General features: G+C 61.8%; 11 protein-coding genes. 4 read left to right on the plus strand and 7 right to left on the minus strand.

Going from position 1 to position 14,113, the window contains the following annotated elements; translation table 11 throughout:
* The first annotated feature begins 82 nt into the window (after positions 1-82).
* Positions 83-1,243: a glycosyltransferase family protein gene (locus JOD47_RS01480; RefSeq protein WP_204531310.1), complete on the plus strand. Its 1,161-nt coding sequence runs from the start codon at positions 83-85 to the stop codon at positions 1,241-1,243.
* 10 nt (positions 1,244-1,253) lie between these two features.
* Positions 1,254-2,315, plus strand: a complete 1,062-nt coding sequence (gene wecB / locus JOD47_RS01485) for a non-hydrolyzing UDP-N-acetylglucosamine 2-epimerase (RefSeq protein ID WP_204531311.1) — start codon at positions 1,254-1,256, stop codon at positions 2,313-2,315.
* 31 nt (positions 2,316-2,346) lie between these two features.
* Here wecB and JOD47_RS01490 read toward each other — a convergent pair whose 3' ends face one another.
* From JOD47_RS01490 to JOD47_RS01510, 5 genes are read right to left on the minus strand one after another with little or no spacing between them, the layout of a single operon-like run.
* The gene (locus JOD47_RS01490) at positions 2,347-3,489 is read right to left on the minus strand and encodes a glycosyltransferase family 4 protein (protein ID WP_204531312.1); all 1,143 of its coding nucleotides are present in this window, start codon (positions 3,487-3,489) and stop codon (positions 2,347-2,349) included.
* Positions 3,486-4,478 (minus strand): Gfo/Idh/MocA family protein, encoded by a 993-nt coding sequence (locus tag JOD47_RS01495; protein ID WP_204531314.1) that lies wholly within the window; start codon positions 4,476-4,478, stop codon positions 3,486-3,488. The genes JOD47_RS01490 and JOD47_RS01495 overlap by 4 nt, the downstream gene beginning before the upstream one ends.
* A complete protein-coding gene (locus JOD47_RS01500) occupies positions 4,478-5,569 on the minus strand; it encodes a DegT/DnrJ/EryC1/StrS family aminotransferase (protein WP_204531316.1) in 1,092 nt (363 codons plus the stop codon). Before JOD47_RS01500 ends, JOD47_RS01495 begins: the two co-directional genes overlap by 1 nt.
* Positions 5,566-6,162 carry an acyltransferase gene (locus JOD47_RS01505; RefSeq protein WP_204531318.1) on the minus strand — a complete coding sequence of 199 codons (597 nt, stop codon included), beginning with the start codon at positions 6,160-6,162 and terminating at the stop codon, positions 5,566-5,568. Before JOD47_RS01505 ends, JOD47_RS01500 begins: the two co-directional genes overlap by 4 nt.
* A gap of 20 nt (positions 6,163-6,182) precedes the next feature.
* Positions 6,183-7,472: a nucleotide sugar dehydrogenase gene (locus JOD47_RS01510; RefSeq protein WP_204531320.1), complete on the minus strand. Its 1,290-nt coding sequence runs from the start codon at positions 7,470-7,472 to the stop codon at positions 6,183-6,185.
* A 187-nt stretch (positions 7,473-7,659) separates the two neighbouring features.
* On the opposite strand from JOD47_RS01510, the gene JOD47_RS01515 reads away from it, so the two are divergent.
* Positions 7,660-11,574, plus strand: a complete 3,915-nt coding sequence (locus JOD47_RS01515; RefSeq protein WP_204531323.1) for a type VII secretion EssC family protein — start codon at positions 7,660-7,662, stop codon at positions 11,572-11,574.
* Positions 11,575-11,584: 10 nt separating this feature from the next.
* On the opposite strand, the gene JOD47_RS01520 is transcribed toward JOD47_RS01515, so the two are convergent.
* Positions 11,585-12,016, minus strand: a complete 432-nt coding sequence (locus tag JOD47_RS01520) for a hypothetical protein (RefSeq protein ID WP_307836166.1) — start codon at positions 12,014-12,016, stop codon at positions 11,585-11,587.
* Positions 12,017-12,253: 237 nt separating this feature from the next.
* Here JOD47_RS01520 and JOD47_RS01525 point away from each other — a divergent pair, with 237 nt between their 5' ends.
* Positions 12,254-12,502 carry a WhiB family transcriptional regulator gene (locus JOD47_RS01525; protein ID WP_019483052.1) on the plus strand — a complete coding sequence of 83 codons (249 nt, stop codon included), beginning with the start codon at positions 12,254-12,256 and terminating at the stop codon, positions 12,500-12,502.
* Positions 12,503-12,595: 93 nt separating this feature from the next.
* Here the strand turns inward: JOD47_RS01525 and JOD47_RS01530 are convergent, their stop codons facing one another.
* On the minus strand, positions 12,596-14,104 hold the full coding sequence (locus JOD47_RS01530; RefSeq protein ID WP_204531325.1) for a sensor histidine kinase: 1,509 nt from the start codon (positions 14,102-14,104) through the stop codon (positions 12,596-12,598).
* Between the last annotated feature and the right edge of the window lie 9 nt (positions 14,105-14,113).

Below are 14,113 nucleotides of genomic sequence, written 5' to 3' on the forward strand. Positions count from 1 at the left end.
GGCATGCGCCCGCGGGGTCAAGGTTACCCGACCGCCTCAGAAGAAGCTCATCGCCGGACTGCCACCGTCTAGAGTTGTGCTTATGCGCCCGAAAATACTCTGCATCTCCTTCTCTGAGATAACTGCGGATTCCCGCGTCTTGAGGCAACTCGACTTGCTGGCCGAATTCGGCGATGTAACTACTCTCTCCTACGGTGCGCAGCCAGCTGCGGCAGCAGATCATCTTGAAGTCGATACGAAGCTCGCATCGCTCCCTCAGACACCACTGGGAGTGGCTCTCCTCGCTATCAGATGGCATTCCAAAGCCGAGCTGGCAGCCCCAGCAGTGCAACGTGCCCTTGCTCTAGTCAAGGGGCGCCGATTCGATCTCATTGTTGCGAACGAAGCACGGGCCCTCCCTCTTGCGCACTACATCGCAGGCGGAACGCCGATTTGGGGAGACATGCACGAATGGGCTCCGGAAGAGAGAGTGCAGGTGCTCTCCTGGAAGCTTCTCGTCGCGCCGCTCATGACTAGCATCTGCAAGCGATATCTACCTAAAACTGAAGCAATCTCTGTGGTCAATGACTCAATCGCTGAGCTGTATCAGGAGCATTTTTCCTGCAGTACTGAGACTGTTCGGAATGCCCGCCCGTACGTCGAACTCGTTCCTGAGCCACTCACTGACGGGCCAATCCGTCTGGTTCACAGCGGAGCTGCCGTGCCCGGGCGCAATCTGGAGGGCATGATCGAAGCGGTAGGTCTCCTTGGGCCGGGATATACACTCGATTTCTATCTTATTGAGGCACGAGACAACGGTCGCTATTTGCGGCAGATCCAGCACCTTGCAGCAGGGAACGAACAGATCCGCTTTCTCCCCTCCGTAGCTCCACATGAGCTGCCCGAGGTATTGAACGATTACGATCTCGGCATCTATAGCCTCCCGCCACAGACGCGCAATCAGGCTCTGATGCTGCCAAATAAGTTTTTCGACTTTGTTCAGGCGCGTCTCGGAATCGTTTTCAGTCCCTCGCCCGAGACCTCTCGCCTTATTGAGGAGCACCACGTCGGAGTGGTCACCGAGGATTTCTCCGCCGGGTCGCTTGCGTCGGCGATCAAATCGCTGTCACGAGATCAGATTTGGACGTACAAACAGAACACTCATCATGCAGCGCAGGCGTTGAGTTCGGAGTCGGATAGCGAAGTGGCCCGCGGTATTGTGCGTCGGCTGCTCCTCGAACGAAGCCGCCCAGCAAGCCGGTAGAGTGGAAACCATGCGAATTCTCAGCGTTGTAGGTGCGCGCCCTCAGTTCGTGAAGTTGGCTCCTATCGCCTCTGCATTGCAGGGCAAGGCGGATCATCTGATCGCCCACACCGGCCAGCATTACGACGAACTCATGTCAGACGTTTTTTTCAACGATCTAGGCATTCCGGCGCCGGACTTTAATTTAGCCGTGGGGTCAGGCCCGCATGGCAGGCAAACCGGCGCGATGCTCTCCGGGCTCGAAGACGTTTTGGAGCAGTCTCGTCCGGACTGCGTGCTCGTGTACGGAGACACGAACTCAACCCTGGCCGCGGCAATCGCGGCGGTAAAGATGCACATTCCTGTCGCACATCTTGAGGCAGGTTTGCGATCATTCAATCGGCGCATGCCGGAAGAACACAACCGGGTTCTCACTGATCACGCAGCGGATCTTCTTCTCGCTCCCACCGAAGTCGCGATGAAGCACTTGGCGGCCGAAGGCTTGGCTGGGCGCAGCGTGCTGGTCGGCGACGTAATGACAGACGTATTATTCCTTACGCGCGATGCAGTCAACTTAAAGCAGGAACCGCTTCCGCAGGGACTTGCCGCCAGCGAGTATTACGTGAGCACCATTCATCGTCCGGACAATACGGATGATGCCAATCGCCTTTCCGAGATCTTGACCCAGCTTGCAGGGCTCGACAAGCCAGTACTTCTACTGGCACACCCGCGTCTACGTGCGCTTGCGGAAGAACACGGCATTTCCCTCAATCAGGGATCGCTCATCTCCATCGACCCGCTTGCATACCCACAACTAATCAACGCAGTCCAGCACTCCGCCGGTGTGGTCACTGATTCCGGCGGTCTTCAAAAGGAAGCCTTCCTGTTGCGGGTTCCCTGCACGACGGTCAGACCAGAAACCGAATGGGTGGAGACTGTGGACCTCGGTTGGAACGTGCTGGTCTCCGATGATCTTGGCCAACTAGGGCCGGCCGCAACACGCTCGGCGCCTGCTCCAACCAACGCTGCTCCGTATGGATCCGGGCAGGCTGCACAGCAAGTTGTCACAGCACTACTGAATCAGACGCAGTAAGCCCACAGGTCCACATGTACGCGCCGCTGTTTCAGCCGCGTCCCTGAGCTCGCGTGGCTAAAACAGCCGCGGCGGCACGTTCGCCCGCTGTCTGCAAAGACGCATTCTTATCCACCCAGCTGATGCGGGCGTCGCGATGGGGGTCTTCCCCTTCGAGAAGACGCCGCATGGCTTGGGCCGCCTGTCGCGGTTCGAACGGCACACTTTCTCCCAGATGATTCTCCGCCACCATTGAAGCGCACTCTCCCGCGCCCGCGTACACTACCGGGGTTCCACAAGCCGCAGCCGCATAGATCTTTGTGGGTTTCGCGAAATCATAACCCTGTCCAGGAACAATGCTTACAAGAGCACCCGCAGCTCCGCGGATCCAGGCGGCGCTTTCTTGAGGGGAGATCACACCGCCGAAGGTTACCCGACCGGGTGCGACGCGTTCGGCTAACGCTCGAAGCGCACCTTCTGAGGATCCCTGACCGAAGAAGTACAGCCGCACGTCGGGCCGATCGTCAAGAGTCGTCAGTGCTTGAATGAAGACTTCTGCGCCTTGCCACTCGGACATCGTCCCGGTGTAGACGAAGTAAGGGTGCCCGGGGGTCTTGGTTTCGCCATCGGGCCTGAAAGTGTCGGTGTCTATACCGTTGCCGGCCACGCTTACGCGTCCGGGGGCAACACGAAACTGGGAGATGCGGTCCGCCACTCCCTCGGATATGGCCACCACGTGAGCAGCGTTCCTGACGGCTACGCCCTCTATCCAACGCATGACCGCTACAACCGGCGCTGCAGCGCCTATCGCAATCAGCGCGTCGGTCCAGATGTCCGCAGCGTAATAGACGTAGGGGCGTCTCCTGAGCCATGAAGTCACGGCTACGACGAGACCGGTCGTGGGCGGAGGCTCAGAAACCACCACATCCGCGCGGCTAAAAAGCAGCCGAAAAAACAAGGGAGCGTCGAAGCTCAAATACTGGACGTATCCCCTGACGTTTCCGCCCGAGTCTCGCAGGACGGGCCACCGCGAGACTCCTGACTCGACCGTGTACTCGGCTGGCGGTACAGAGGTCAGGACCTTGACTGCTACCCCGGACTCCTGCAGCGCCGTCGCAAGTGCCTTGAGCCGGAAGGCTGCGGCACCAACTTCCGGTGGAAAGAGTCTTGTGGCAAGGATTACTCGCAGACTCACGCGGTAACGTCCACCATGTGCCCGGTCCGGGATGACTCGATCATCGCCTCTGCCACACGCAGGGTATTGAGGCCCTCACGCATAGTCACGACGTCATTGCGCTTGCCGAGCACAGCATCGAGGAACGCTTCATGCTCAGCTTTTAATGGCTCGCGCTTGGTGAGCGCCAAACGGGTGATATTACCTTCGCTCACGCCGCGGAAATTCGACACCGCTTCCCACTCCGTGTTGATTGTCCCGTTCTCGTAGAACGTCAGATCGGCTGTCAGCGTATCGGCGACAAAAGCACCCTTTTCCCCGGTCACGACAGTCAGGCGCTCTTTCATTGGGGAGAGCCAGTTCACAAGATGAGAGGTGATGACGCCGTTTTCCAGCTGGCAGGAGGCGGTCACCATGTCTTCGTGAGGACGCCCGGAGCGCGTGCTCGTGCGCGCGGAAACCGATTCATAGGGCGACTGCGCCAGCCAGGCGGTGAGATCGATATCGTGAGTCCCGAGATCCTTCACCACGCCGACGTCAGCAATCCGAGAGGGGAACGGCCCCTGCCGGCGGGTCGCGACCTGGTAAACGTCACCAAGATCGCCGTTCTCAATGCGGAACCGCAGCGACTGCAACGCGGGGTTGAACCGTTCGATGTGCCCCACAGCGCCAACCAAACCGGCAGCTTCGAAGGCATCAGCGAGCTTGACGCCGCCCTCGATCGTAGATGCGATCGGCTTCTCAACCATCGTGTGCACGTTTGCAGCGGCGAGAGCAAGACCGACTTCCTCATGCAACCCGGTGGGCACGGCACACACGGCCATGTCGATTCCCTGCGCGATCAGCTCATCGACGGAGCCGCACAACGGCAAGTCCCCGGCGACACCATGCGGATCTCCGTACGCATCTGCAACGGCAACTAACTGGACACCATCAAGCTCACGCACAACGCGAGCGTGATGACGGCCCATCATCCCCAAACCGATAATGCCTACCCGAAGGTCCCCCATTACGCACCCGCTCCGGCGAGCTTGTTCACGGCTGTCACGATCCGGTCCAGGTCCTCGTCATCGAGTGAGGGATGCACCGGAAGCGAGAGCACCTCGCGTGCCGCGATCTCCGTGCTCGGGAGGTCCTCGGTCCGGTTGAACGAGGGCAGTCGGTGATTCGGAATCGGGTAGTAGACCCCGCTGCCGATGTTGTACTCATCCTTCAAGGCCGCTGCGAAACCGTCCCGATCTCCCGGGATACGGACTGTGTACTGGTGGTACACGTGCTCAGCGCCCTCGGCCACCACCGGTATGCCTACCCCTTCGAGGTTGTCGTTGAGGAACTGGGCGTTCGACTGGCGCTGTGCAGTCCACCCGAGCACCTTCGTCAACTGGACTCGCCCGATCGCAGCGTGAAGATTGGTCATGCGCGCATTGAACCCCACCAGTTCGTTCTCGTACTGGCGCTCCATGCCCTGGTTCCGCAGCAGCCGAAGGTTCCGCTCAACCGTGGCGTCACCGGTGGACACCATGCCGCCCTCGCCTGAGGTCATGTTCTTCGTGGGATACAGCGAAAACATGGCGAAATCACCGAAGGTGCCGACCTTTCGGCCATCCAGCGCAGCTCCATGAGCCTGTGCCGCGTCCTCAAACAGTTTGATCCCGCGGGAGTCAGCAAGTTCCCGGAACGCGACAACGTTCGCCGGGTGCCCGTACAGGTGCACCGGCATGATTCCCTTGGTCTTGTCGGAAATCAGCGACTCTACGTGAGCGACATCCAGGCAGTAGTGGTCGAGCTCAATGTCAGCAAAGACCGGCGTCGCACCGGTAAGCGCCACAGAATTCGCGGTTGCAGCAAACGTGAATGACGGAACGATGACCTCGTCTCCCGGACCAACACCCGCGGCCAGCAGACCGAGATGCAGTCCGGAGGTGCCCGAGTTCACGGCGACGGACGCACGACCGTCGAGAAGGACTTCCGAGAACTCTTTCTCGAACTCCGCAACTTCAGCGCCCTGCGCCAGCATGCCGGACACGAGCACCGCATCGACGGCCGCACGCTCCTCGTCTCCTACGATCGGCTTAGCCGCCGGAATGAATCCTGTGCTCATTTCTGATCCTCTACTGGTGCCAGTGTTCCGTGTGCTTCGCGATATTTCTCACCGGTCTCGGGACAGACCCACAGACCGTCCTGCTTCTTGAGCGGGTGACCTGCCTTGCCTACCCACCCGAGACGGCGGGCAGGTACTCCAGCCACCAGCCCATAGGCAGGAACGTCCTTGGTGACAACTGCGCCGGCGGCAACCGTCGCCCATGCACCGATCGTCACGGGAGCCACGCACACAGCACGAGCACCGATGGACGCACCGTCCTCGACGGTGACTCCGACCGGAATCCAGTCGTGTGCGCTCTTCAACGTGCCGTCCGGCGAAATCGATCGCGGATAGGTGTCGTTGGTAAGGACAACGGCAGGACCGACGAACACGCCCTTGCCGAGCGACGCCGGCTCATACACCAGCGCGTAGTTCTGGACCTTGGTGTTCTCCCCCATCGAGACGCCTGTACCGATGTAGGCCCCACGTCCGACAATGCAGTTGGATCCCAGTTTGGCATTCTCCCGCACCTGCGCGAGATGCCATACTTTTGTGCCTTCACCTAGTTCCGCCCGATCCGACACATCGGCGCTATCAGCGATGTAAGTCATGCGACTACCTTTCGTTGCGATCAGGCCTTGCCGATGACCCGGTAGGTAACTCCAGCCCACTTATCCGCGCTGCTCACGCGACGGCCGTCGATGAACGTCTTCACCCCGGGCAGATCTGTCGGCTTCAAGTGTGCGTACTCCGCATGGTTCGCCTGCACGACGGCAGCGTCCACCGGATCGCCAACATGGTAGGCATCGAATCCAAGAGCGGAGAGCTCTTCATCGGTGTACATCGGATCGTGCACCAGTACCTTCGCGCCGCGCTCCTTCAGCGCGTCAACCGTCGCAAAGACACCTGAGAAGGCCGTTTCCTTGACCTCACCGCGGTAGGCAGCGCCAAGCACGACGACGGTCGCACCGCCCAGATCCCCATGGGCGCCTTCCAGCAGCCCGATGGTGTACTCCGGCATACCTGCATTGGCTTCACGGGCGGCCCGTACAACCGTCGCCGACGGATCATTCCACAGATACAGACGCGGGTAGACGGGAATGCAGTGGCCGCCGACGGCGATGCCCGGCTGATGAATGTGGCTGTACGGCTGGGAGTTCGAGGCCTCGATCACCTGATAAATGTCTATGCCCGCAGTCGCGGCGAAGCGTGCGAATTGGTTCGCCAGCCCGATGTTGACATCGCGGTAGGTCGTCTCAGCAAGCTTGGCAAGCTCAGATGCTTCGGCTGATCCGAGGTCCCAGACACCGTTTCCGCGGACCAGATCGGCCCGGTCATCGAAATCGAGTACTGCCTCGTAGAACTCAACGGCCTTCTTGGCGCCGTCGTCAGAAAGCCCACCGACCAGCTTGGGATATTTGCGGAGATCTTCGAAGACACGTCCGGTCAGTACACGCTCCGGTGAGAACACCAGATGGAAGTCCTTGCCTTCGACCAGACCGGAACCCTCCTCCAGCATCGGCTTCCAACGATCACGGGTGGTGCCCACCGGGAGGGTTGTCTCATAGGAGACGAGCGTGCCCGCAGTGAGGTGCTTGGCAAGCTCGGCAGTGGCTCCGTCCATCCATCCGAAGTCCGGGTTGGCATCAGCGTCAACGAACAAGGGCACCACCAAGACCACGGCGTCAGCGTTGGGAACAGCTTGCCCGTAGTCGGTTGTCGCCCGGAGTTTACCCGCAGGAACCAGCTCGGAAAGCTTCTCCTGAAGGTGCGCTTCACCGGGGAATGGCTCGACCGCGTTATTGATGGACTCGACGACCGTGGCGTTGACGTCCACGCCCACCACTTCGTGGCCCTTTGACGCGAACTGGACTGCCAGCGGCAGACCGATCTTCCCAAGGGCAATGACAGCAATCTTCACGACGGAATGACCTTTTCTCTGTACGTGGAGCAGACACAGCTCCAGATCCAGTAGCCAAGCCTATCGTCCCGATCGCGATATCGCCCGATTCAACCGAGATGGCAACCGACGCCCTCGCACCGCGACCTTATCCACAGATCTGATGCGGCCCAACAAACCGGGCCATGGCAGCCCCTAGGCTCGGACCATGGATCTGCACGTCACGCTCGCCGCAGGTCCCGGCGTGCAGCTGCCAGGAGGCCAACCTACAGAAGAATTGATCATCACGAAGGCGCACCTCGCGAGCGGCAGCCAGCTGCACGAACAGCTCTCCAGCCGGGCCGGCACCCACCACCTCCTCATCGATGGGAAGCCGCTCGCTGAGCTGCAGCCAGGCGTACCACCCCTCACATCCGGCGCGGTGATCGTCGCTGCCACGGGTGCACACCCGAGCACGCGCCCGTCCTCTCCCGGCAGCCTGCTCTTTCTCGTCCGGTCCGGGCCCGACGCCGGCAAGGCCATACCGCTCTCGCGCGGCGTCTACACGATCGGTCGCAGCGCTGCAGACATCACCATCCACGACCCCGATCTCTCACGCGTCCACGCCGTACTCACGGTCACCAATGACGCGCTGACCCTCCGCGACCGGCAGTCGTCAAACGGCATCTGGGTCAACGGCGCCAGAGCCGAGCGAATCCCCATCACCACCGACTCCGACATCCGCATCGGGAGCAGCCGCTGCGCCGTCGTGCTCGCACATACCGCCGATGATCCGCCACTCGCCGAGGACCTCACCGAACCCTGCGAAGTCAGCGCTCCCCCGCCGCCGGAAAGCAGCCGGCTACTGATCCTCACTGCCTTCCTACCCCTCGTACTCGGCATCGTGCTCGCCGTGACCACCGGGATGTGGTTTTTCCTGGCGTTCAGCGCGCTCTCCGCCGCCACCGGGATGGTTCCGCTCATCACCGGACGAAAGAAACGCCGCGCGTTCGACTATGCGGTAGCAGCCGCGGTGGCCAAAGACAGGAAACGACGACGACGCGCAGCACCGGACGCGGGCGGCCTCACCCTCGCGGCCCTTCGTCCGCAGACGACCGCTTCCGGGTATACATCACAGCTGAGCCCGGGCGGGCGCTATCTGAGACTGGGCATCGCTGACCAGCCCGCCAATGTTCAGCCCAAACCCGAGCCGGTGGATTGGCGGCCACCCATCATCCCGGCCGCGCCCGTGCTGATCCCGTTGGTTGTACCGGGAGGCGGGGAACCCGTCAATGTGGACATCCGTGGTCCGCAACACATCCTTCCCGATGTCGCCCGCCTCCTGATTCTGCAGCTCTCCGCCCTGTCCGAAGCCGGAGAGATTCTCTGTTTCGACGCCCGCACAGACCTTCCGGAGGCAGCCCGGTTCCTGCCACGGGTCACCCTCGTCGCAGATCGCGCACGATTCGCGGAACTCGCCGCCTCCGGCCGGTACTCCACCGTCCTGCTCTTCGGCGCCGGCACGGCAGCGGAGGTGAAAGGCGTTCGCGCCTACCGTTTCTCCACGTCCAACGACCGGGAAAAGGGTCCCTGGGCCATCGACTACTTCCCTCCCGACCCCCTGCTCACGAACCCCGAGGGCACCGTCCGCTTCCAGCCCGACTTCGTGCGGTCGGATACGTTCGAGCTACTGGCTCGCGCAATGGGAACCCATGCCTCCCCGCAAGCGGCGGCAGGCACCCAGGCACCGGTCCCGGAGGCTGTCGCTCTCCCGGATCTGATCCCGTGCGGCAGCGAAAGCATTGCTGCACGGTGGCGTGCCTCCCCGGATAACGCCCGGATGACCACGGCTATCGGATCATCGTCTGCGGGACCTCTGACCTTTGATCTGGTCACCGACGGTCCGCACATGCTCGTCGCCGGCACTACGGGTGCCGGCAAATCCCAGTTCCTGCGAACTCTGGTCCTCGGCCTCGCGCTCAACCACTCCCCTGGAAACCTGAACTTTCTCTTCATCGACTTCAAGGGAGGCTCCGGTCTCGGCGTGCTTGCACCCTTGCCGCACGTCACCGGCATGCTCACCGATCTGTCTGCAGCGGCCGTCTCGCGCGCCCTCGTCTCGCTCAAAGCCGAGGTCAAACGGCGGGAGGCGCTCTTTGCAGACGTTGGCGCCGCCGATTACCTTGAATACAGCGAGCGCAGTTCCAGGCCGCTTCCCCGCCTGATCACCGTGATTGACGAGTTTCGGATGCTCAGTGACGAAGTTCCCGGTTCCGTCCATGAACTAATGCGGATTGCAACCCTCGGACGATCGCTGGGAATGCATCTCGTCCTTGCAACGCAGCGCCCGCAGGGCGCGATCACGTCCGACATTCGAGCAAACATCACTGCAAGTGTTGCCCTGAGAGTTCAATCAGCGATGGAGTCCCAGGACGTGCTTGAGTCAGCAGCCGCCTCCTCCATCCCGGTCAACCTGCCCGGCCGTGGATTCCTGCGCATCGCCTCCGGGCAGCCCATCGAATTCCAGACAGCGACGACGACGGCGCCCGGCACTGCCTCGCTGGCACCCCGCATCATGACCTTCGCTTCTTTCCTGGCCAGTGGCTCTGATGCAGACATCTCCTTCGATAGGGCGAGACACCGGGCGCACGAAGGAGAGCCAAGCGCGGTGGATAGCCTTCATGCTCTGGTCGCCTCTGCCATCTCCGCCTCACGGACCTTGCCGCTGCCGCCATTGCGTGCACCCGTGCGTCCGACGTTGCCCGCTACGATCGCCCGTTCCATTGCGGTGCCGCCAAACATTCTCCAGCTTGGCCTGCTGGACATTCCTGAGCAGCAGGAGCAGCGTCCCCTCGCGTGGGAACCCGCTCAACACTCCCATCTTGCGCTCGTCGGACAGCCCGGCAGCGGGTTGGCCGGAGTCCTCTCCTACGTGTCTGCCGAACATCTCCGGGCGCTGCCCGACGGGCACCTGTACCTGCTCGACGGCGACTCGAGCCTGCGCGCGGTCAGCGACGCTCCGCAGGTTGGCGCCTGGGTAGCCGCCACCGAAGTCAAACGAGCCGCCCGCGTCCTGGAACGGATCGCCGAGCTCCTCGTCGATCGTCTCAACGGGGCTCCAGGACTTGCTGAGGCTGCTCCACACATCACCGTTGTCATTACGGGCTGGGGTAGATGGGCAACCGCGTTTCGATCCAGCCGGTTCGCGAGAGCTGAAGACGCGCTCCAGGACATCGCGCGGGATGGCGAAGCCGCCGGAATCACACTCGTTATTTCGGGAGAGCGGGACCTCATCGCCAGCCGGTTCTTCTCCATGCTGCCCAACCGCTTGTACCTTCCGCTCGGCGCCAGTGCCGAGGCGCTACTCAGCTGGCCGAAGCTTCCTGCCATTGAGTCCATGCCCGGCCGCGCCTTCGTCCGGGGTCGCATCAGTGCCGACGGCGATGCGGTGGCGCAACTTCTCATGGATCCCTGCCCCGTGCCTCCCCGGCAGCCGGAACAGCAGCCCTTTCCAGTTGCAGTACTTCCGCGCATTGTGAGCATTGCCGAGCTTGAACCGGGGTCAAAGGGCAAGCGGTCAATCCGGCTTCCGGTTGGCAAAGGCGGCGACGCTCTCGCTCCTGCAGAACTAACGATTCCACCACGGACCGCGGCGCTCATCGTAGGGGCCAGTGGCACGGGCAAATCGCAAACGCTTGACGTCATAGCGCATCTGGCCCCTTCGTCAGTCAACTGCCTACGGCCCGACGGAGAAGACGACGCAACCTTCTGGAAGCGTGTCGCCATCGCCGGGACAAGCGAGGACGATCTCTTACTTGTCGATGACGCCGACCTGTTGCCGCGCGATGTTCATCAACAGCTCGCCGTGCTTCTGATGAGCGGCGCGCGGGCGGTCCTCGCTTGCTCGCCATCCCCCGCAATTGCGACCAGCCCCGCCCTGGCTGCCCTTCGCACCAATCCGCTGGGAATCGTCCTCGGACCCAGGTCTGCGGTCGATGGCGATGCCTTCGGATTGCGCGTCGATGTGGACGGCATGGCGCCGCCGGGACGGGGCGTTCTGGTGGATTCGAACGGAGTGCTGGAGATCCAGATCGCGACATGCGAAGACGGCGTTCAGGTCAGGAGGCTTCACGGGCCTTCCTGACAGCTCTCCGTCACAACATCGGCGTGCCGTCAGCGGTCGCTGTGGTGAACGCGACCACCGGACGGGTGAAGAGCTGGTGTATCACGACCACAGCGGGAACCAGGAGCAGAAGACCGACCCAGATGATTCCGCCGGTCAACGTGGGTATGGCCACAACGATCACGAAGAACTGGAAGACGAGGGCCGCTGATCGTGTCCAACGGTAGCCACGAAAGAAAAAGTGGGCCACGGTCAGAAGCCAACCTGCGAAGAGAAGCAGAAGGACCAGCATGAAAACCGCGCCACCCAGCGAGGTGGGTGTGCTTGTCATCAGGCCGAAGGCAAACCAGCCGGCGGCGGCGAGGAGGGCTGCTGCCTCGCAGAGCAGAATTGCCGCGATGATTGTCACCCCCACCGGCCGGGTTGTTCCATCGTGCTGAGGCAGGGGTACGGGTCTTGACACAGTCGCACCCTACCGGACATAGTCGTTCACAGCTACGACTGCTTTACCTGATGTCAACTGTGTGACGCATCCCTCATGGTTTGAGGCAATTACCTTCCGGCTACCCCTTGTTTGCGTGTTCTTAACGTGACAGCCTTAATGAAGGAAAATGCGGGGGCCGTAGTGGCCCCCTTTACTATGACACCCCTCGTGAATGTTTTCACAAAGCTCGCGAGTCGTAAGGAGAAAGTGATCAGCATGGACTGGCGTAGCCGCGCTGCCTGCCTAGACAAAGACCCGGAACTGTTCTTCCCGGTCGGCAACACAGGGCCTGCCCTGCTTCAAATCGAAGAAGCGAAGAGCGTTTGCCGCCGCTGCCAGGTGGTGGACACCTGTCTCCAGTGGGCAATCGAATCTGGCCAGGACGCTGGCGTATGGGGTGGCCTGAGCGAAGATGAGCGACGCGCGCTCAAACGGCGCGCGGCCCGCGCACGTCGCGCCTCCTGACGAGTTTGCGCTAATAGACACAGGAAAGGGAGGGCATCGAGCGATGCCCTCCCTTTCCCTTGTCTGCAGTTCCTCTATCTGTGGTGCAATGCGTCAGTTCCTGTGCGGAGTGGGCGCCGATGCTCCCGTTTTGCGGCGTGCTCCCGGGATGCCCATCTCAATGGACACGACCGTGCCCCCTCCCTCACGGGAGGTCCATTCGATCGTTCCGCCGAGCTCACTCATCACCAGCGTCCGAACGATCTGCAGACCAAGTCCCTCGCTGTAGCCGTCAGTGGGCAGGCCGGCGCCGTCGTCCATGATTGATACGGTGAGCATCTCGCCGTCGTCGCCCACGCTTCGGTCGGCTTTCAGCCACACTGTACCCGGCTGGTCCGCCAGTCCATGTTCGACGGCGTTTGTCACCAGCTCATTGATGACCAGCGCAAGCGGGGTAGCGAAGTCGCTGGGCAGCTCGCCGAACTCCCCTGCCCGCTCAGTGCGCACCGCCTGGTTGGGCGAGGCTACTTCAGCGGACAGCCGGAACTGGCGTGCAATGAGCTCGTCAAAGTCCACACTCTGGGAGAGACCCTGCGACAGGGTCTCGTGCACGAGGGCAATGGTGGCGACCCGTCGCATAGCCTGTTCCAGACCCAGCTTGGCCTCGTCGCTCACCATTCGACGAGACTGCATTCTCAGCAGTGCGGCGACGGTCTGCAGGTTGTTTTTCACACGATGGTGAATTTCGCGGATGGTGGCGTCCTTGGAGACCAACTCCATTTCCCGGCGCCTGAGCTCAGACACATCGCGGCAGAGCACGAGGGCACCGAAACGCTCCTTCTCATCGCGCAGCGGAATGGCACGCAGGGACAGACTGACGCCCCGCGATTCGATTTCCGTCCGCCAGGGCATCTTCCCTGTCAGCACGAGGGGAAGGGTCTCGTCGACCACCCTCCGGTCCGTCAGCAAGGACGTCACGATCTCGGCGAGCGGACGGCCCTCAAGCGTTTCAACGTCGCCCAGCCTTCGGAATGCCGAGACACCGTTAGGGCTGGCGTACTGCACCACGCCGTCAACATCGAGCCGGATCAGTCCGTCGCCCACGCGCGGAGCACCACGCCTTGATCCAGTGGGGGTAGCAAAATCGGGCCACAGGCCGAGAGTTGCCATCCGCAGCAGATCATACGCGCACTGGCGGTAGGTCAGCTCCAGCCGGGATGGCATGCGCGAGCTGGATAGGTCCATATGCGACGTCACGACGGCGAGCGTTCTCCCGTTTCGCACCATGGGAACCGCTTCGACTCGCATCGCCATCTCTGTGGTCCAGTTGGTTTCCCCGGAACGCTCGATCTGCTGGCTTTCCCAGGCTTTGTCGACCAGTGGCTGAAGATCGGCACGGATCCGTTCGCCCACGAAGTCGCTGTGAAACACGGTGTGCGACGTTGAAGGGCGCACGTGTGCCAGGGCAACATAGCCGCCGTCGTGAAGGGGAAACCACAGCGCAAGGTCAGCGAATGCAAGGTCTGCGACCATCTGCCAGTCCCCCACCAACAGATGCAGCCACTCAGCATCTCCCGGCGCAAAACCCGTGTGTTCCCGGATCGGGTCGGTGAAGATTGCCACCTATGCCTC

This window comes from Arthrobacter tumbae (assembly GCF_016907495.1).
GTDB lineage: Bacteria > Actinomycetota > Actinomycetes > Actinomycetales > Micrococcaceae > Arthrobacter_D > Arthrobacter_D tumbae.